Annotated in this window: 21 protein-coding genes and 1 pseudogene; 19 read left to right on the plus strand and 3 right to left on the minus strand. The window is 67.6% G+C overall.

Annotation, left to right across the window (positions count from 1 at the left end):
* The first annotated feature begins 2 nt into the window (after positions 1–2).
* The 6 genes from ptsP to RI03_RS03270 all read left to right on the plus strand — a co-directional run bounded on the left by ptsP (position 3) and on the right by RI03_RS03270 (position 7,961).
* A complete protein-coding gene (gene ptsP / locus RI03_RS03245) occupies positions 3–2,273 on the plus strand; it encodes a phosphoenolpyruvate--protein phosphotransferase (RefSeq protein WP_010215156.1) in 2,271 nt (756 codons plus the stop codon).
* 109 nt (positions 2,274–2,382) lie between these two features.
* Entirely contained in the window at positions 2,383–3,318 is a 936-nt protein-coding gene (locus RI03_RS03250; protein ID WP_010215157.1) for a helix-turn-helix domain-containing protein, read from the plus strand.
* A gap of 52 nt (positions 3,319–3,370) precedes the next feature.
* Positions 3,371–4,369 (plus strand): tetratricopeptide repeat protein, encoded by a 999-nt coding sequence (locus RI03_RS03255; RefSeq protein WP_010215158.1) that lies wholly within the window; start codon positions 3,371–3,373, stop codon positions 4,367–4,369.
* A 1-nt stretch (position 4,370) separates the two neighbouring features.
* Complete coding sequence (gene tilS, locus RI03_RS03260; protein ID WP_010215160.1) at positions 4,371–5,393, plus strand: tRNA lysidine(34) synthetase TilS; 1,023 nt, start codon at positions 4,371–4,373, stop codon at positions 5,391–5,393.
* 81 nt (positions 5,394–5,474) lie between these two features.
* Positions 5,475–7,427, plus strand: coding sequence for an ATP-dependent zinc metalloprotease FtsH (gene ftsH / locus RI03_RS03265; protein ID WP_010160901.1), 1,953 nt, complete (start codon positions 5,475–5,477; stop codon positions 7,425–7,427).
* 225 nt (positions 7,428–7,652) lie between these two features.
* Positions 7,653–7,961, plus strand: a complete 309-nt coding sequence (locus RI03_RS03270) for a hypothetical protein (RefSeq protein WP_238542216.1) — start codon at positions 7,653–7,655, stop codon at positions 7,959–7,961.
* 117 nt (positions 7,962–8,078) lie between these two features.
* On the opposite strand, the gene RI03_RS03275 is transcribed toward RI03_RS03270, so the two are convergent.
* On the minus strand, positions 8,079–9,146 hold the full coding sequence (locus RI03_RS03275) for a DUF3667 domain-containing protein (protein ID WP_010215166.1): 1,068 nt from the start codon (positions 9,144–9,146) through the stop codon (positions 8,079–8,081).
* A 71-nt stretch (positions 9,147–9,217) separates the two neighbouring features.
* Between RI03_RS03275 and RI03_RS03280 the strand changes: the two genes are divergently transcribed.
* The 13 genes and pseudogenes from RI03_RS03280 (at position 9,218) to RI03_RS03330 (ending at position 18,165) form a co-directional block, all read left to right on the plus strand.
* The gene (locus RI03_RS03280) at positions 9,218–10,486 is read left to right on the plus strand and encodes a glutamate-5-semialdehyde dehydrogenase (protein WP_010215168.1); all 1,269 of its coding nucleotides are present in this window, start codon (positions 9,218–9,220) and stop codon (positions 10,484–10,486) included.
* Between the two features lie 30 nt (positions 10,487–10,516).
* Positions 10,517–10,771 (plus strand): CopG family ribbon-helix-helix protein, encoded by a 255-nt coding sequence (locus RI03_RS03285; protein ID WP_010215169.1) that lies wholly within the window; start codon positions 10,517–10,519, stop codon positions 10,769–10,771.
* 7 nt (positions 10,772–10,778) lie between these two features.
* Complete coding sequence (locus RI03_RS25320) at positions 10,779–10,988, plus strand: type II toxin-antitoxin system RelE/ParE family toxin (RefSeq protein WP_170318337.1); 210 nt, start codon at positions 10,779–10,781, stop codon at positions 10,986–10,988.
* Positions 10,934–11,062 carry a type II toxin-antitoxin system RelE/ParE family toxin gene (locus RI03_RS25045; protein WP_010215170.1) on the plus strand — a complete coding sequence of 43 codons (129 nt, stop codon included), beginning with the start codon at positions 10,934–10,936 and terminating at the stop codon, positions 11,060–11,062. The genes RI03_RS25320 and RI03_RS25045 overlap by 55 nt, the downstream gene beginning before the upstream one ends.
* Positions 11,059–11,676 (plus strand): nicotinate-nucleotide adenylyltransferase, encoded by a 618-nt coding sequence (locus tag RI03_RS03290; protein ID WP_010215171.1) that lies wholly within the window; start codon positions 11,059–11,061, stop codon positions 11,674–11,676. Before RI03_RS25045 ends, RI03_RS03290 begins: the two co-directional genes overlap by 4 nt.
* Positions 11,677–11,684: 8 nt before the next feature.
* Positions 11,685–12,095, plus strand: coding sequence for a ribosome silencing factor (rsfS, locus tag RI03_RS03295; protein WP_238542218.1), 411 nt, complete (start codon positions 11,685–11,687; stop codon positions 12,093–12,095).
* A gap of 39 nt (positions 12,096–12,134) precedes the next feature.
* Positions 12,135–12,556, plus strand: a pseudogene (locus tag RI03_RS03300) (23S rRNA (pseudouridine(1915)-N(3))-methyltransferase RlmH).
* Entirely contained in the window at positions 12,556–13,728 is a 1,173-nt protein-coding gene (locus RI03_RS03305; protein ID WP_010215173.1) for a murein hydrolase activator EnvC family protein, read from the plus strand. The pseudogene RI03_RS03300 and the gene RI03_RS03305 overlap by 1 nt, the downstream one beginning before the upstream one ends.
* Positions 13,729–13,832: 104 nt before the next feature.
* Positions 13,833–15,176: a S41 family peptidase gene (locus RI03_RS03310; protein ID WP_026046414.1), complete on the plus strand. Its 1,344-nt coding sequence runs from the start codon at positions 13,833–13,835 to the stop codon at positions 15,174–15,176.
* Between the two features lies 1 nt (position 15,177).
* Entirely contained in the window at positions 15,178–15,645 is a 468-nt protein-coding gene (locus tag RI03_RS03315) for a disulfide bond formation protein B (protein ID WP_010160889.1), read from the plus strand.
* Positions 15,646–15,647: 2 nt separating this feature from the next.
* The gene (locus RI03_RS03320) at positions 15,648–16,181 is read left to right on the plus strand and encodes a demethoxyubiquinone hydroxylase family protein (protein WP_010215175.1); all 534 of its coding nucleotides are present in this window, start codon (positions 15,648–15,650) and stop codon (positions 16,179–16,181) included.
* 11 nt (positions 16,182–16,192) lie between these two features.
* Positions 16,193–16,621 carry a hypothetical protein gene (locus RI03_RS03325; protein WP_010215176.1) on the plus strand — a complete coding sequence of 143 codons (429 nt, stop codon included), beginning with the start codon at positions 16,193–16,195 and terminating at the stop codon, positions 16,619–16,621.
* Between the two features lie 32 nt (positions 16,622–16,653).
* Positions 16,654–18,165, plus strand: coding sequence for a hypothetical protein (locus RI03_RS03330; protein ID WP_238542220.1), 1,512 nt, complete (start codon positions 16,654–16,656; stop codon positions 18,163–18,165).
* Positions 18,166–18,221: 56 nt separating this feature from the next.
* On the opposite strand, the gene RI03_RS03335 is transcribed toward RI03_RS03330, so the two are convergent.
* Positions 18,222–18,599 carry a tRNA-binding protein gene (locus RI03_RS03335; RefSeq protein WP_010215181.1) on the minus strand — a complete coding sequence of 126 codons (378 nt, stop codon included), beginning with the start codon at positions 18,597–18,599 and terminating at the stop codon, positions 18,222–18,224.
* Positions 18,580–19,251, minus strand: a complete 672-nt coding sequence (locus RI03_RS03340) for a glutathione S-transferase family protein (RefSeq protein ID WP_010160883.1) — start codon at positions 19,249–19,251, stop codon at positions 18,580–18,582. Before RI03_RS03340 ends, RI03_RS03335 begins: the two co-directional genes overlap by 20 nt.
* Positions 19,252–19,309 lie beyond the last annotated feature (58 nt).

Genomic DNA, 19,309 nt, shown 5'->3' on the forward strand with positions numbered 1-19,309 from the left:
GCATGACGACTGCAGCCGCTTCCGCCCGCGAGATCCTCGTCCGTCTTCACGACGTGATGGCGTCGCGAACGCCTGCGCAATCAAAGCTCAACGCGGTCGTCGGGATCGTCGGCGAGGCGATGGCGAGTGAGGTCTGTTCGATCTACCTGCTCCGCGAAGGCGTGCTCGAACTCTTCGCCACCCGCGGCCTCGCGCAGGAGGCGGTGCACGTCACCAAGCTGGCGATGGGCGAGGGGCTCGTCGGCACGATCGCCGAACAGGTCGAGACGCTCAATCTCGACGAGGCCGCGTCGCACCCCGATTTCGCCTATCGCCCTGAGACCGGCGAGGATCGCTTCCACAGTTTCGCGGGCGTGCCGATCATCCGCCGCGAGCGCGCGGTCGGGGTGCTGTGCGTCCAGCACGTCGAATCACGCCGCTACGCCGATGTCGAGATCGAGGCGCTGCAGACCGTCGCGATGGTGCTGAGCGAGCTGATCGCCAATGCCGAACTGGTCGACGCGAGCGGCGCGGCGACGATGCGCCCGCAGTCGACCGCGCCGATGCGGATCGCCGGGCTCCGGCTCGTCGACGGGATGGCGAGCGGCTATGCCGTGTTCCACCAGCCGCGCGTCCATGTCGAACATACCGTCGCCGAGGATGCCGAGGCCGAGCGCCACCGCGTCTATGCCGCGTTCGACAAGATGCGCGACCAGATCGAGCGGCTCGCGAGCCAGGCCGAATTCGGCGGCGGTGGCGAGCATGAGGAAGTGCTCGAGACGTACAAGATGTTCGCCTATGACGAGGGCTGGAGCCGCCGCATCAACGAGGCGATCGACAGCGGCCTCACCGCCGAGGCGGCGATAGAGCGGGTTCAGCAGCGCACCCGGATGCGGATGCGGCAGATCGACGATCCTTTGCTCGCGGATCGGATGCACGATCTTGAGGATCTGTCGAACCGGTTGCTGCGGATCGTCTCGGGGCAGATGGGCACCGCCGCGCAGATGGGGCTGCGGCAGGACACGATCCTGATCGCGCGCAATCTCGGGCCCGCCGAGCTGCTCGAATATGACCGCCGTCGCCTGAAGGGCGTGATCCTCGAGGAGGGCTCGCTGACCGCCCATGTCACCATCGTCGCGCGCGCGATGGGCGTGCCGGTGCTCGGGCGCGTGCGCGACGTGCGGCGGCTGATCGGGGAGGGCGATCTGTTGTTGCTCGACGTCACCGCGGGCAACGTCTTTGCGCGCCCGTCGTCCGCGATGGAGGAAGTGTTCGAGACCGCGTTGCAACTCCGCCAGAAGCGCCGTGCGGTGTTCGCCGCGCTCAAGAGCGAGGCACCGGTGACGAAGGATGGCCACCGCCTCACGCTGATGGTCAACGCCGGGCTGCGCGACGATGTCTCTGCGCTCGACATGACCGGGGCGGACGGGATCGGGCTGTTCCGCACCGAATTCCAGTTCCTCGTTTCCGCCACGCTCCCCTCGCGCGAGCGCCAGCAACGGCTGTACCGCGACGTGCTCGAAGCCGCAGGCGATCGCCCGGTGGTGTTCCGCACGGTCGACATCGGCGGCGACAAGGCGCTGCCCTATCTCAACAAAACCGACGCGGATGAGGAGAACCCCGCGATGGGGTGGCGTGCGCTCAGGCTGGCGCTGGAGCGTGGCGGATTGATGAAGGTCCAGGCGCGCGCGCTGCTCGAGGCGGCGGCGGGGCGGACCTTGAGCGTGATGTTCCCGATGGTGAGCGAGCCGTGGGAATTCGACGAGGCGCGCGCCTTGTTCGAGGCGCAGCGTGACTGGCTTTCGGCGCGCAACAAGAAATTGCCGACCGAAATCCGCTATGGCGCAATGCTCGAGGTTCCGGCGCTGGCCGAGCAGCTCGACCTGTTGCTGCCCAACATCTCGTTCCTGTCGGTCGGCACCAACGACCTGACGCAATTCCTGTTCGCCGCCGATCGCGCCAACCCCAAGCTCGCCGAACGCTATGACTGGCTGAGCGCGGCAATCCTGCGGTTCCTCGCCAGGCTGGTCGAGCCGACGCGCGCGGCGGACGTCCAGCTGACGGTGTGTGGCGAGATGGGCGGGCGGCCCCTGGAAGCGATGGCGCTGATTGGCCTTGGCATCGAACGGCTGTCGATCACACCGGCGGCGGTTGGGCCGATCAAGGCGATGGTCCGCACGCTCGATCGCGCGGCCTTGTCCGCGCATATGGCGACGCTGCTCAAGGCCCCGCCGCGCGACATGCGGGGCGCATTGACCGAATGGGCCCGGCAACACGACGTCGAACTGGCGTGAACCGGGCGGCGACAAGCGCGCAAGGCGTTGACTTGTCCCGCCCGCTTTGTGAGACACGGGGGCGAGGGCCGGGCGCACCCGGGGCGCAACCGTCCGGCCGGAGGACTGCATGACCGATCCGTTACCGCCTGAAGAGGCGACGCTGTTCCCCAAGACGGCTGGCGAGCGGCTGCGCGAGGCGCGCGAGGCGATGGGGCTGTCGCTTGCCGAAGTCGCGGCGCGCACGCGGATACCGGTGCGCCAGCTCGAGGCGATCGAGCAGTCGAACTTCGCTGCACTGCCGTCGATCACCTATTCGGTCGGCTTCGCCAAGGCGTACGCCCGCGCCGTGGGGGTCGACGAGGTTGCGGTCGGGCGCGATATCCGGGGAGCGGTCGACAAGCCGACCACGCCACGCCGGATCGAATATGAGGCGTATGAAATCGTCGAACCGTCGCGTGGCCCGACCCGCGGGCTTGCCCTCGGTGCGTTGATCGCGGCGGTGATCCTGCTGATCGGGGCGGGGATCTGGTATGGCACCAACCTGTTCCATCCCGAGGAAAACGCACCGGCGAATTCTGCGCCGGTCGCCAGCACCGTGCCCGTCGCAGCACCGGCTCCGGCGCCGATCCCCACGCCGCAGAACGGGCCTGTCGTGCTCACTGCGACCGACGAGGTGTGGCTCAAGGTCTATGACGGCGCGAACAAGACGCTCTACATCGGGACGCTCAAGCCGGGCGAGGCCTATACGGTGCCGGGCGATGCCGCCGGGCCGATGATCAACGTCGGCCGTCCCGACAAGCTGCGCGTGACGGTCGGCGGCCAGCCGATCACGCCGCTGGGCGACGGCAAGCGCGCGATCAAGGACGTCAAGGTCGACCCCGCGTCGCTGATCGCGCGGGGCAAGCCCGCGACCGAAGCGGGTGCGGCACCCGACACGACGCAGCGTTCGCAAGGATCGCCGCGGACCGCCGCGGCGTCCGGCTCGGGGCTCAACATCGCCGCGCCGGCCGCGGTCGCGCCGGAACCCGCCGCACCGTCGGGCGGCAGCAGCCCCACGCCGTGACGTCGGTCGGCGTCGCGATCTTTCTTTCCTTTCTCGCACCGGGGGGTGTTTGATGCGCCAGTTTCCAGTCGTCACGATCCTGCTTGCCGCCACCATGCTCGGCGGAACACCAGCGCTCGCGCAGTCCAATGTCGAGGGGCGTGTCGGTCGGCTCGAGAGCGAGATGCGTGCGGTCCAGCGCAAGGTCTTCCCGGGCGGCGCGGGGGCCTATGTCGAGCCTGACAACGTTGCGGCACGGCCGCAGGCGGTGATCCCGGGCACCCCCGCCGCCAGCCCGGTCGCGGATCTCACCGCGCGAGTCGATTCGCTCGAAGCGCAGCTGCGCCAGATGACCGGGCAGGTCGAGACCAACCAGCATCGGATCGACGTGCTCGAAGGCCGCCTCAAGACGATCGAGACCAACGCTGCCGCGCGTGCGGCGGATACGCCGCCCGCCGCTGCACCTGGCGCGTTCGGCGGCGCGGGCGAAGCGCGGACGCTCGAGGAGCAGGCGGGCGACCGCCCGGCCCCCGCGAACCCGCGGCCGAGCGCGTCGCGCCCGTCCCCGGACGCCGCGGCACCGACGATGGCCAATCCGACCCGAGCCGCCGCCGTCGCCGGGGATACGCAACGAACCACCCAGGTCGCTTCGGTCGAGCGTCCGGAGACCGGCGACCCGGTCGAGGATACCTATCTCTACGGCTATCGGCTGTGGACGGCGAAGCGATATGCCGAGGCGGAAACGCAGTTCAAGACGGTCACGACCAAATACCCAAAGCACAAGCGCGCAAGCTATGCGCAGAACCTGCTCGGCCGGTCGTATCTCGAGGATGGCAAGCCATCGCTCGCCAGCCTTGCCTTCTACGACAGCTACAAGACCTGGCCCGATGGCGACCGGGCGCCCGAGAGTCTGTTCTACCTCGCACAGGCGCTGGTGAAGCTCGACAAGCCCGCGGCACAGGTGTGCAAGGTCTATACCGAGCTCCAGCGCACCTATGGCGCGAAGGTCGATGCCGATCCCAAGATGAAGGCAGGGGTGGCAAAGGGCCGCGCGGCCTCGAACTGCAGCTGACATGACCGCCCCGCATCCGGGGCTCGATCCCGCGCAGGTCGCGCGGTTTCGCGAGGATGTGGCGGATACGCTGGGCGCGCCGCTGGCGGCGGACGGCGTGCTGGCGCTCGCTGTGTCGGGCGGGCCTGACAGCATGGCGATGCTCGCGCTGGCGACCGCGGCGTTTCCGGGGCGCGTGTGCGCGGCGACCGTAGACCACGGCCTTCGCCCCGCCGCCGCGGTCGAAGCCGCGATGGTCGCGCGCTGGTGTGCGAACCGCGGCGTCCCGCACCGGACGCTGCCGTTGCGCGAGACGATCGGAAAGACCGCGATCCAGGCGACGGCGCGTGCGCTGCGCTATGACGTCATGGGGCAATGGGTGATCGACTCCGGCGCGGTGGCGCTGGCGACCGCGCATCATGTCGAGGATCAGGCGGAAACCTTCCTGATGCGCGCGGTTCGGGGAACCGGTCCGGCCGGGCTTGCCGGCGTCCGGTCGCGGCGGACGCACGCGATCAGCGGCGGCGGGGGGCATTTCACGATCATCCGCCCGCTGCTCGGCTGGCGCCGCGCCGCGTTGCGCGCGGTCGTGATGGATGGCGTGATTCCCTTCGTCGACGATCCGAGCAACGACGACACGCACTTCGAGCGGGTGCGCGTGCGGCACATGCTGCGCGAGACGACGTGGCTCGACCCGGCCGGCCTTGCCCGCACGGCGGCTTATGCGGGTTCCGCGCAACGCGCGCTGGAGGCGATGGCGGCGTGGCTGTGGGACGAACGGCTCGTCGCCGACGACGCGGTGGGCGTGAAAGTGCGGTTGGGGGATCTGCCGCGCGACATGCAGCGGATGCTGGCCCGCAGGGCAATCGCACGGGTGCGCGAAAACCACCGTATCTCGCGCCCCGTCTTCGAGTCGGCGGGCGATATCGAGCCGGTGCTCGAGTCTTTGCGTGCGGGTACGCCGGGCACCAAAGCGGGCGTGATGGTGTCAGAACATTGCGGGATCTGGTATTTTCGTCCGGAACCGCCGCGTCGATCGTCCTGATCGACGAATCCGCCCTCGCGTTCCATTGCCATTAATCCTTCTGTGCTTATCTTGGGCGTTCGAGAAAGGTACGACCCACCCATGAACGACAACGAGAAGCCGCCCGAAGGCCCGAACCCCTGGATGAAGTCGCTGCTCATCTGGGTCGGCATCCTGGTTGCGCTGGCATTGTTCGTGACGCTGATCGACACCCGTACCGCGACGACGGGGTCGAACCAGATCGCCTATTCGACCTTCCTCGACAAGGTCGAGAGCGGTGCGGTCCACGACGTCAACATCGCGGGCGAGGTCGTCACCGGAACCTACTCCGACAACACCAAGTTCCGCACGTTTGCACCGCAGGACCCGCGGCTGACCGATCGCCTGCGCGAAAAGGGCGTCGTGATCAGTGCGAAGCCGGAAGAGGGCGCGCCGATCTGGCAGATCCTGCTGATGCAGTCGCTGCCGTTCTTCCTGTTCCTCGGCCTCGGCTATTTCGTCCTCCGCCAGATGCAGAAGAATTCGGGTTCGGGCGCGATGGGCTTCGGTAAGAGCCGCGCGAAGATGCTGACACAGAAGGAAGGTCGCGTGACTTTCGACGACGTCGCCGGCATCGACGAGGCGCGCGAGGAGTTGCAGGAGATCGTCGAGTTCCTCAAGGACCCGACCAAGTTCGCCCGCCTCGGCGGCAAGATCCCGAAGGGCGCGTTGCTCGTCGGTTCGCCGGGGACCGGCAAGACCTTGCTCGCTCGCGCGATCGCGGGTGAAGCTGGCGTGCCGTTCTTCACTATCTCGGGTTCGGACTTCGTCGAGATGTTCGTCGGCGTCGGCGCCAGCCGTGTCCGCGACATGTTCGAGCAGGCCAAGAAGTCTGCGCCATGCATCGTCTTCATCGACGAAATCGACGCGGTCGGTCGTCATCGCGGGGCCGGACTCGGCAACGGCAACGACGAGCGCGAGCAGACGCTCAACCAGTTGCTCGTGGAGATGGACGGGTTCGAGGCAAACGAGGGCATCATCATCATCGCGGCGACCAACCGTCCCGACGTCCTTGATCCCGCACTGCTGCGCCCAGGCCGCTTCGATCGCCAGGTCGTCGTGCCACGGCCGGATATCGAAGGTCGTATCAAGATCCTCGAGGTCCACATGAAGAAGGTGCCGCTGGCACCCGACGTCGATGCCCGCGTCATTGCGCGCGGTACGCCGGGCTTCTCGGGCGCGGATCTCGCCAACCTCGTCAACGAGGCGGCGCTGACCGCGGCGCGCAAGGGCAAGCGGCTGGTCGCGATGGGCGAGTTCGAGGAAGCCAAGGACAAGGTCATGATGGGCGCCGAGCGTCGGTCGATGGTCATGACCGAGGACGAGAAGCGGATGACGGCCTATCACGAGGCGGGCCATGCGATCGTTTCTATCCACGAAGCGGCGTCCGATCCGATCCACAAGGCGACGATCATTCCGCGCGGTCGCGCGCTGGGCATGGTGATGCGCCTGCCGGAGCGCGATTCGTACAGCTATCACCGCGACAAGATGTACGCGAACCTCGCGGTCGCGATGGGCGGTCGTGTCGCAGAGGAAGTGATCTTCGGCTACGACAAGGTGTCGTCGGGGGCGTCCTCGGACATCCAGTATGCGACGGGGCTCGCGCGCGACATGGTCACCAAATGGGGCATGTCGGACAAGGTCGGTCCGGTCGAATATTCTCAGCCGGAGGGCGAGTCGTTCCTCGGCTATTCGAGCTCGCAGCCGGTCCGCATGTCGAACCAGACCGCGCAACTGATCGACGACGAGATCAAGACGATCGTTCAGGGTGGTCTCGATCGCGCCAAGCATCTGCTGACGCATCACATCGACCAGTTGCACCTGCTGGCGGGCGCGCTGCTCGAATATGAGACGCTCTCGGGCGACGAGATCAAGGCGCTGATCGCCGACGGCAGCATGTCGCGCGACGACGGTCCCAAGAGCCCCTCGGTTCCGGGAGCGGGCACCTCGATCCCCAAGACGCGGCGACCCAAAGGCGGCGGCCCGTTCGGGAGCCCGGCACCCGCTGGCGCCTGATCAGAACTGACCTGCGCAAAAGGCGTCGTCCCGACTGGGGCGGCGCCTTTTTCGTATCTGGCGACGTGGTGAGGCGACTCGGCGCAAACCGCGTCTCGTGCCCTTTTGCCAACCCTCGGCCCGTGACACGTTCGGTCAACGGCAAGCGATGGGGTAGGGATGCGGGGACGATCGGCAATTGCGGGTGCTGTGGTTCTGGCGTTCGCGCCCATGATGGCCAAAGCGATGACGGTCGACACGTTCCTCGCCAAGGCAAGAGCGCTTCAGGCAAAAGGCGTGCTCGCCGCCGCCTCGCCCGATTTGACGGAAGTCCGCGGCGAGATAGCGACGGCGGCGCAAGCGTACCGCGCGCAAGTCGAAGCGGATCGTCTCGCGGGCAAGCCGCCGCGGAGTTGTCCACCGCCGCGCGGCAAGGCCAATGTCGACGCGAAGACGTTGATCGCCGATTTCGCCGCGCTCCCGCCAAGCGACCGGTCGCAGAGCGTTACCACCGCGTTTCAGGCGATGATGCAGCACCGGTATCCCTGCGGCTGAATGCAGCAAGCGGGAACGCCGCCCATCGTCCGTTCCGAGCGGTGTCGAGAAACACGCGCCGTGCCGGTTTTCCCGACGGCACCCGCAACGGACCGATCGGGATGGGGCGAGAGCCCCTTATTCCGCGATCATCCCCAGCACGCCGACGAAGAACAGCAGACCGGCAACATACGCCGAGCAGACCAGCGCCACCGTCCGCCACAAGGCACCGAACCGGCTCAGCCGATAGGCCCCCTTGAGCTGCCGATACATGTGCAGCGGCGGCCCGAGCAGGAACACCGTCCCGACCAGCTTGCCCGAAACCCCGACCGCGAGCAGGATCGTCAGGACCACCGTCCCCATCGTCATCGCGGACAGCGAATAGATCGCGAAGATGGCGTGATCATACGGCCCGACATCGCGGCGGAACGCAAACAGCAACCAGATGAACGGCAGCGAGATCGGAATCAGCGCCCAGCTGAATTTGTACGCGGTCGATTGCAGCTTGTAGAGGAACAGCTTGGGCTCGGCGAACGCGTGCGCGATCCGTTCGTCGAGCATCGTGCTCCCGGTGTTGATGTCACCAACCGAGATCGGCTTGCTGAAATCGCCGTGGGTGAGCGCCTTGGCCGATTGCAGGCCCGCCGCGGTCTTGCGCAGCGCCTTGAGCTCGATCGCGATCTCGGCGGCCTTGTCGCCCTGATCGCGGCGTTTCTCGAGCACGCCGATCCGCGCCTCGGTGTCGGCGATCTCGGAGTCGAGCTTCGCGGGTGTCATCTTTGCGCCCTGCCGTTCGGCCGTACTCGTCCCGCCGACCGGTCCGCCGACCGTCTCGAACGTGGCGACCATCAGGAACACCGAAAAGAGGAACAGCGCGAGCGGGGACACGAACCGCGCGCGCTCGCCCGCGATGTAGCGCCGGGTCAACGCGCCCGGGCGGGTGAACAGCATCGGCAGCGTTCGCCAGATCTTGCCCTCGAAATGGAAGACGCCGTGCAACAGGTCATGCCCGATCGACGCGAGCGTGCGGTGCACGTGCGCGGCCTGGCCGCAGCGGTGGCAGAACTCGCCCGAAAGCCGCGTCCCGCAATTGAGGCACAAGCCCGCCGCCGCGCCGCCATGACCCTCCCGGTCGGGATAGGAATCGATCGCGTGCGCCGCGAGCATTCCCGTCGCTGCATCGCCTGCCGCCGTCAGCTCGGTCATGCGCCTTTCCCCTGTCATGCCGCGCAGATAGGCTTTGCCGCGGTCCCCAAGGCCATGATAGCGAGACCGTAATGACCGATGCAACCGCCCTTGTTGCCGACCTGACACGCAGCGCCCGCGCCGCCGCCCGAACGCTGGCGACGCTGCCGACCGCGACCAAGGCGAGCGCGCTGCATGCTGCGGCGGACGCCCTGCGCGCCGCCGAAGCCGCGATCGTCGCGGCCAATGCGGTCGACCTGGACAAGGCCACTGCCGCCGGGCTCTCGGGCGCGCTGCTCGATCGGTTGCGGCTCGACGGCGCGCGCGTGCGCGCGATGGCGGAGGGCGTCGCCGCGGTCGCGGGCTTGCCCGACCCGGTCGGCGCGCTGATCGACGAACGCGTGCGCCCCAACGGTCTCGTGCTGCGCCGCATCCGCGTGCCGATCGGGGTGATCGGGATCATCTACGAAAGCCGCCCCAACGTCACCGCGGATGCGGCGGCGCTTGCGGTGATGGCGGGCAATGCGGTGATCCTGCGTGGCGGGTCCGAGGCGATCGAGAGCAACCGCGCGATCCACGCCGCGCTGGTGAGCGGCCTCGCCGCGCACGGCGTCCCCGCCGATGCCGCGCAACTCGTGCCGACGACCGATCGCGCCGCGGTTGGGGCGATGCTCGTCGCGGACGGATCGGGCGGGGGGGATGCGATCGACCTGATCGTGCCCCGCGGCGGCAAGGGGCTGGTCGCGCGAGTCCAGGCCGAGGCGCGCGTTCCGGTGCTCGCGCATCTCGACGGGATCAACCACGTCTATGTCGATGGCTCCGCGGACCCGGCGATGGCGCAGGCGATCGTCCGCGATGCCAAGCTGCGCCGCACGGGCGTCTGTGGCGCTATGGAAACGCTGCTGATCGACCGGGACTATCCGCAGGCAGCGGCGCTGGTCGCGGGCTTGTCCGAAGCCGGGTGCGAGGTCCGCGTCGACGCCGCCTTGGCACGACACTTTCCCGAACTGACCCGCGCGAGCGACGCCGACTGGGACACCGAATATCTCGACGCCATCGCTTCCGCGACGCTGGTCGACGGGGTGGATGGTGCAATCGCGCACATCGCGCGGCACGGGTCGCATCATACCGACGCGATCGTCGCCGCCGATGCGACGGTCGCGGATCGTTTTCTCGCACAGGTCGACAGCGCGATCGTGCTGTGGAACGCCTCTACCCAATTCGCCGATGGCGGCGAGTTCGGGCTCGGCGCGGAAATCGGGATCGCGACCGGGCGCCTGCACGCGCGTGGGCCGGTCGCGCTGGAGGGGCTCACGACGTATAAATGGATCGGTTATGGGACGGGTCAGGTGCGGGGTTGACCGTGTGTACCGCGTGTATACATTCGATGCGTGGACAAGACATCGGTCATCACTACGCGCTTGAACGCGGAGACGGTCGCGGAAGTCGACCGCATCGCTGCGGCACAAGGGCGTAGCCGAGCGGGGTTTGCAGCAGAGGCCATCCAACGCACCGTCGAGGCCGAAGCGGAATTCATGGTGTTTGTCCAGGAGGGGATCGACTCGGCGGACCGTGGCGAATTGACCGGTCAATATCAGGTCTTTGCTAATCTCAAGGAGCGCAGGCAGCAGCGCTACGGCCTTTGATTCTGCGGTGAGCAGTATCGAATGGACCGGACGCGCCATCGCGGACCTTTACGACATCGATGACTACTGGTCAGCATATTCGAACGAAGCGGCAGCTCGCATGGCAGAGCGGATCGAGGCGGCGGCGGCCTTTCTTGAGACAATGCGAACGCAGGACCTGTATTGCGGCACAAAGACGCGCGCAAATGGCGGATCTCTGCATCTCCCTACATCTTGATCTACCGGGTGCTCGACAACCGGATCCAGATCCTGCGCATCCGGCACGGACGCGAGAACTGGACGTTCGAGTGACCCGCATCGGCATCCTCGGCGGCTCGTTCAACCCCGCGCATGCAGGGCATCGCGCGATCAGCCTCGCCGCGCTCGATGCGCTTGGGCTCGACGAAGTGTGGTGGCTGGTCTCGCCGGGCAACCCACTCAAGCAGAGCCGCAGCGACATGGCGCCATTCGCCGCGCGGTTCGCTTCCGCGACGCGGATGGCGCGCCACGCCCCGATCCGGGTCAGCGCGATCGAACAGCGCCTCGGGACGCGCTACACCGTCGATACGGTCATCAAATTGCGCCGCCTGTATCCCAAGAAGCACTTCATCTGGCTCATGGGATCGGACAATCTTGCGCAGTTCGACCAGTGGAAAGGGTGGCGCACGATCGCGCGCGAGGTTCCGATTGCGGTAATCGCGCGTCCGGGGTATGACAGGGATGCTCTCGCGGCTCCCGCGATGGGTTGGTTGCGGCGCGCTCGTCGGCCCGCACACCAGGCGAAGAACTGGACGCAGTGGAGATTGCCGGCCCTCGTGCTGTTGCGCTTCCGCCCCGACCCGCGCTCCGCGACGCAGCTTCGTGCTGCCGACCCCGCCTGGCAGCGGCATTTCCTGCCGGATACTGACTCTCCCCCTACAGAATAGGAATCGCCTTGGCTTCATCTTCTCCTGTGTATCGCGCGTCCGAACCCGATGAGGTCGAGGCGCTGCATCGGCTCGTGCTCGCGTCGCTCGACGACGATCAGGCGGTCGATACCATTTCGATCCCGCTCGCGGGCAAGTCGACCATCGCGGACTATATGGTGATCGCGAGCGGTCGGTCGACCCGTCAGGTCGCGTCGATGGCGCAGAAACTGTCCGAGAAGATCAAGGGCGAACTCCGCCGCTCGACCCGGATCGAAGGCTTGCCGACCGCCGACTGGGTGCTGATCGACGCGGGCGACGTGATCGTCCACCTGTTCCGCCCCGAAGTCCGCAGCTTCTACAATCTCGAGCGGATGTGGGCGTTCGGCGACGCCCCGACTCCGCCTGCCACGCCCGATCCGTTCGGCGGCGAAGCGTAAGGCGCACCGGTCGTCAGACCGGGGCAGGGGTGGGGACTGATGCTGCTGCATATCGTCGCGCGCGGGCGGATCGGGCGCGGGCCCGAGGCCGAACTGGTCGCGCGCTATGTCAAACGGCTGTCCTGGCCGTACAAAGTGACCGAACTCCCCGACAGCGGCGGCAAGATCCCCGCGCTCGACCCCGGGACCCGTGTCGTCCTGCTCGACGAGACCGGGGTCGTACTCCCCTCGTGCGAATTGCAGGGACGCTCGAGAAATGGCGCGATTCGGGCGTGCGCGAGGTCCGTTTCCTGATCGGCGCGGCGGACGGGTTCGACGATACCGCGCGCGCGCAGGCGGACCTGCTGCTGAGTTTCGGGCGCGCGACCTGGCCGCACCTGCTCGCGCGCGCGATGCTGGCCGAGCAATTGTGGCGCGCGACCAGCATCCTAGCCAACCATCCCTACCACCGCGAGGGCTGATGCGGCGTCCGTCCGTTCTGCTCGCCCTTGCGCTCGCCGCGGCCGGTGGCAGCGCCGCGCCCGCGCAGGACCAGCGCAGCCAGCTTGCCGCCGCCAACGCCCAATCGGCCGCCGCTGCCGCGCGTTCTGCCGCGCTTGAACGGCAGGCCGCGAACGAACAGAACCAGGCCCGCCAGGCGCAGGCGCGCGAGGCGGCGGTCGCCGCACGGATCCAGCAGGCCGAGGCAGACGTCGTTGCCGCGCAGGCACGGATCGTGATCGTCGCGCACTTGCTCGAAGCCCAACGGGCGCGGCTCGCGGCGCAGCAGCAACCCGTTGCGCGGTTGCTCGCGGCACTCCAGTCGTTGGCGCGTCGCCCGGCGGTGATCAGCGTTGTCCAGCCCGGATCGATCGACGATATCGTCCATGTCCGCGCAGTCCTCGCGAGTACGCTCCCCGCAATCCGTGCACGCACGCAGGGCGTCCGCGCCGAGCTCGCCCGGACCCGGCTGCTTCAGGCGCAGGCGACGCTTGCAGGTCAGGCGTTGGCGGAAGGGCGGACCCGGCTCGAGGCGCAACGGCTTGCGCTGAGCCGGCTTGAAGCCGCGCATCGGCTCCGCGCCCGCGCGCTCGGGCGCGACGCGTTGTTCGAATCGGATCGCGCGATCGCGCTCGGCGAAAAGGCGCGCGACCTGGTCGACGGGATGGACCAGGCCGATACGCTCGCGACGACACAGCAACACCTGGCAACGCTCCCCGGGCCGGAGCAGCGCCCGGCGCGACCGGGGACGGTCGCGGGCGGCGGCGGCATCGGCTGGTCGAGCGCGACGCCGCCATATCGTCTGCCCGTCAGCGGGCGCATCGCGACGGGGTTCGGCGAGGTGTCCGATGCCGGGGTCCGGTCGCGTGGGCTGACGATCGCGACGCTGGGCCGCGCGCGGGTCGTCGCGCCTGCGGCTGGGCAGGTCGCCTTCGCCGGACCGTTTCGCGGCTATGGCACGATCGTGATCCTCGATCACGGCGGTGGCTGGACCTCGCTGATCGCGGGACTCGGCGAGACCACTGCGCGCGCCGGCCAGCACATCGCGCAGGACGCCCTCGTCGGCTATGCCGCGGCAGGCCCGGCACCCCGCGTCACGATCGAATTGCGCCGCCGCGACCGGCCGATCGACATGACGCCGTTGCTTGGCTGAGCCGATCTTGCCGTTCCGCCTGCGTTCATGCGTCGCGTGCTTTGATCGCGCCACAAACCCGGCTACGGTGGACTGATCTCCTCATGCCGTTCGAGTATTCGCCGATGTCGCGCTTTTCCACGTCCCTGCTTCAGGCTTCCGCGATCGCGGCGGTGCTGGCGATCGTGCCGGTCGGCACCAGCGCGATGGCGGCGGTCGACACCGGCACCTATCGCGAGATGTCGGTGTTTCTCGACGTCTATAATCGTGTGAAGGCGGAATATGTCGACAAGGTCGACGACAAGACGCTGGTCAAGGGCGCGATCGACGGGATGCTCGCCGCGCTCGATCCGCACAGCGCGTATGAGACCGGGCTCGATTACGACAATCTGCGGATCCAGACGCTCGGCAGTTATGGCGGGCTTGGCCTGACCGTGACGATGCAGGACGGCGCGATCAAGGTGATCGCCCCGGCGGAAGACACGCCGGGCGGGCGCGCCGGGATCAAGTCGGGCGACTACATCACCCACATCAACGGCAAGCTGATCTTCGGCCAGACGCTCGACGAGGCGATCACGCAGATGCGCGGGCCGCCCGGGTCGAAGGTCGGGCTGACGCTGCTCCGCCCGGGCCGGGACAAGCCGATCGAGGTGTCGCTGGTGCGCGAGAAGATCGTCCAGAAGCCGGTCAAGTGGAGCGTCAAGGATGGCGTCGGGATCATCAACATCAACGCCTTCTCGGAACATACCGGCGAGGCGGTGACTGCCGCGATCAAGGGCATCCAGAAGCAGATCGGGAATGATCCGCTCGGCTATATCGTCGACCTGCGCGACAATGGCGGGGGCCTGCGCGACGAATCGATCGCGGTGGCGGACAATTTCCTGAGCAGCGGCGAGATCGTCTCGCAGCGCGGGCGCGACAAGGCGGATATCGAACCCTTCTATGCCGAAAGCTATGTGAAGGGCGACCTCGCGCACGGCGCGCCGATCATCGTGCTGACAAACGCGGGCACCGCTTCCGCGTCCGAGATCGTCGCGGGCGCGCTGCAGGATCATCACCGCGCGCTCGTGATGGGCGAGCGCTCGTTCGGCAAGGGCTCGGTCCAGACCGTGATCGACCTCGGCGCGAATGCCGCGCTGCGGCTGACGACGTCGCGCTATTATACGCCGTCGGGCCGCTCCGTGCAGGAAGGCGGGATCGAACCCGATATCGCGGTGCCGCAGATTTCGGACCCGGACTACAAGTCGCGCCCCGTCTTCCGCGAAGACGACCTGCGCCGCCACCTGATCAACGAGGTCAAGGCGGACAATGCCGCGATCGAGGAAGACACCAAGACCGACCCGCGCTTCGCCGCGACGCCGGACCAATTGAAGGCCAAGGGCATTGAGGATTTCCAGTTGAGCTATGCGCTCCAGACGATCGGCCGGCTCGGGGCCGCGTCGCCACGGTCGGCAACGGCGGCAAAATAGCATGACGACCGATCGTTTCCCGCTCGCGCGCCTGCTCGCGCTGGTCGTTCCCGCAGCGCTGCTGGGCGGCGCATTGGTGTCGCAATATGTCGGCAAGCTGTATCCGTGCGAATTGTGCTGGTTCCAGCGCTATCCGCACGGCGTCGCGATCATCCTCGCGGCACTCGCGTTCGCTGCGCCCGGGCGTGGCGTGCAACGCCTCCTCGTCGCGCTCGCGGGCGTGGCCGTCCTGCTCAGCGGGCTGATCGGGGTGTTTCACGCAGGCGTCGAATATCACTGGTGGCAGGGCTTCACCGAATGCACCTCGACGATGACCGGCCCGGTCACGCTCGAATCGATCATGAAGGCGCCGATCGTCCGGTGCGACGTCGCGCAATGGCGGCTCGGCGGGATTTCGCTCGCCGGGTTCAACGCGATCTTTTCGATCGCAGGGGCAATCGCCATCTTCTGGGCATTGCGGAGGAAATGAGCATGGGCTGGAAGCCGGGCGACGCGCGACGCGCGACCGAATCGATGATCCGGGTGGATCAGGCCGGCGAGTTCGGCGCGACGCGGATCTATGCGGGGCAACTTGCGGTGCTGGGCGATCGCAGCCCGGCGGCGCGCGCGATCGCGGGGATGGCGAACCAGGAGGCACGCCACCGCGCGTTCTTCGACGCGATGATGGCGCGGCGCAGCGTACGCCCGACGCTGCTCGAGCCGATCTGGAACGTCGCGGGGTTCGCGCTCGGTGCGGTGACCGCCGCGATCAGCCCCGAGGCCGCGATGGCCTGCACCGCCGCGGTCGAGACCGAGATCGACAAGCATTACGAAGACCAGCTCGTCGCTTTGGGCGACAGCGACCCCGAGCTGACCGACGCGATCCGCGACTTCCAGGCGGAAGAGGTCGAGCACAAGGAAGCCGCGCTCGCGGCAGGTGCCGAGAACGCGATCGGCTATCCGGTTCTGAGCACGTTCATCCGGCTTGGCTGCAAGGTTGCCATTGCCACGGCCAAACGGATTTGACGGAGAAAGTGATGACCCGAGCCTTGTTCCCCCGGCTGACGCTCGCCGCGACCGTGATGGTCGGCGCAGCCGCCAGCCTCACCGCTCCGGCCCCGCTCGCCGCGCAGAACGTGCCTGCACCGACGATGACGATCTACGGCAACCAGAAGTGCCCGACCGATACCAACGGCAACGAGATCGTCGTCTGCGTGCGCCGCGCCCCTGGCGAACAGTTCCGCATCCCCAAGGAGTTGCGCGAGCTGGAAGTGACACCCGAAAACGAGAGCTGGGCCGCGAAGGCGCAGGCGAACGACAAGGTCGGGGTCGAGGGGATCGGCAGCTGCTCGACCGTCGGCGCGGGCGGCGCCACCGGGTGCCTCGCGCAACGCGGCCAGCAATATAAGCGCGAGCGTCAGGCCGCCAAGGCGGACCAGCGCGCAGTCGACCGGGCGCTCGAATAGGATGTGGACGCAACCGGCGTGGTGCTGATCGGGTGCCGGAACGCTTGATCACGCCTGGTTCGTCTTCGACCATCGAAACGGCGCGCGGGCCGCATGGCGTCGCGCTCCTGCTGTTCGCGCTGGTCTGGCTGTCGTGCGTGTGGTTCGGGTCCAACGCGCTCAACCCGAACACCGCGACCCGCCTTTTCGCCGCGATCGCGCTGGTCGAGCATGGCGATGCGCGGATCGACCGGTACCAGTCGCTGACGATCGACAAGGCGCAGTTCGGCAACGGGGCGGCGCGGCATTATTACATGGACAAGGCCCCGGGGATGACCGTGATGGCGGTCCCGGCGGTGTGGGCGGTCAACGCGGTTTCCGGCACCCGCTCGCAGGACGAGGTGATCGACATCGCCAATCCGCGGCTGCGCGCCTTCCTTGGTGTCCGGCTGTCGCTCGCGGTCGCGGGTAGCGCGGCGTTGCTGACGGCCTTTGCCGCGGTCCTTCTGCTCGATCTCGGGACGGGGATTACGGGCAGCCCCGCCGCGGGGCTGTTCGCTGCACTCGGCTATGCGCTCGGGTCGGTGGCGTGGGGCTGGTCGACCACCCTGTTTGGCCATGCGCCGGTCGCCGCACTCCTGCTGATCGCGACCTGGGCGATCTGGCGGGGGACGTCTGGCCCTCGCGCGCTTGGCCGGTGGCGCTATCCGGTGATGGCGGGTCTTGCGCTGGGCTGGGCGGCGGCGATCGAATTCCAGGCAGCGCTTGCGGGGCTGGCGATCGGCGTGTGGGCGCTGTGGCGAACCCGTCGCACCGCCGGACCGGTCCGGAACCGCCTGTATGCGGCGGCGCTGCTATCGGCGAGTGTCGCGCTGCTGCCGGTCCTGGCCTATAACGAGATCGCGTTCGGCACGCCGTTCGTGCTCGGCTATCAGGGGGTGGTCGGCTTCCAGGGGATGAACGAGGGGCTGTTCGGCCTGACCTACCCGAAACCGTTTGCGCTGTGGGAGATCCTGTTCGGGCTGCGGCGCGGGCTGTTCTGGGTGGCACCTGTTCTGCTGCTGGGGGTGGTCGGGCTGGTGCGATTGATCCGTACCCCGGCGACGCGCGATCTCGGCTGGCTTGCGGTCGCGGTCGTGACGATCGCGCTGCTGGTCAACGCCTCCTATCATTATTGGGACGGCGGCGCATCGGTCGGGCCGCGTCACGCGGTTCCGGCCATTCCCTTCCTCGCGCTCGGCCTCGCCCCCTTATGGGCCTCGCTGGAACGCCGCCGCGCGCGCTGGGCCGCAATCGGCGTGCTGGCGCTGTCGAGCGCGATCAACCTGATCGTCGTCAGCACCGACATCTTCGCGCCCGAGGCGATGCTGACGCCGGTGTGGACTCGCAATTTCTCCGGGATGTTCCTCCACGGGAAACTGGATACCGTGCTCAATCTCTACGCCGGCTGGGCCCCGTGGTTCGGCTTTGCGCTGTATCTCGACATCGCCGTGCCGCTGCTGGGACTGATGCTGTGGCAGACACGCCGGGCGGAACGCCGCGTCCGGGTGCAGGGCAGCGCGTAGCGGGATCGCTCCGTCCGTTCGTTTCGAAACGAACCGGGGAGGGCCAGGCAGACGGCCTAGAACAGGCGCCCGCCATTGGGTACGCCATGCCCGGGCTGGAGCAACACGACTTCGCCCGCCGCGTCGGGGAAGCCGAGCGTCAGCACCTCGGACATGACCGGGCCGATCTGCCGCGACGGGAAGTTGACGACCGCGGCGACCTGTCGCCCGACGAGCTCCTCCAGCGTGTAATGCACCGTGATCTGCGCCGAGGACCGCTTGATCCCGATCCCGGGGCCGAAGTCGATCGCCAGCCGATACGCGGGCTTGCGCGCCTGCGGGAAGGGGAGCGCCTCGACGATCGTCCCGACGCGAATGTCGACCTTCAGGAAGTCGTCGAACGCGATCTGGGGCGCCAGATCGGAGGCGACGGGGTCAGAAGTCGACATCGTCATAATGTTTCGGTGCCATGATTCCCTCCATCCGTTCGGACAGCAGCGGGCGGAAACTGGGGCGGCTCTTGAACCCGCGATACCATTTCGCGGTCTGTTCGTGATTCTTCCAGTCGATCCCGCCGAGATAGTCCGCGACCGAAATCTGCGCCGCCGCAGCCAGATCCGCAAGGCTCATCGTCGCACCCGCCATCCAATTGTGATGATCGAGCAGGTAATCGGTATAGTCGAGATGTCGTACCGCCGCCTTCATCGCGTCGCGAAGCCGCTTCGAATCGGGTGGTTCCTTGGTCACGAGCCGCTTCTCCATCCGCTCGTGGAGCAACGGCGCGACGATATCGGCGAAGAACTGCGTATCGAACCACGCGACGAGCCGGCGGATCTCCGCGCGACTGGTCGCGGTGCCGTTTATCATCGCGCTCTTCTCGACCGTTTCCTCGAGATATTCGCAGATCGCCATGGAATCCATCAGCAGGATCCCCCGCGACTGGTCCGCCAGCACTGGCACCTGGCCCGCCGGGTTCATGTCGAGGAATTCGTCGCGGCGTTCCCACGGGCTTTCGCGGACGAGTTCATAGCCGATGCCCTTTTCGCCGAGCAGCAGGCGGACCTTGCGCGAGAACGGGCAGAGCGGGAATTGATAGAGTTGCCACATATCCTGCGTGGTAGAAGCAGTGCGGCGCAGGGGGAAGATGGCGCGCGGGATTAATCGG

This window comes from Sphingomonas sp. PAMC 26621 (assembly GCF_000251145.1).
Classification (GTDB): Bacteria; Pseudomonadota; Alphaproteobacteria; order Sphingomonadales; family Sphingomonadaceae; genus Sphingomonas.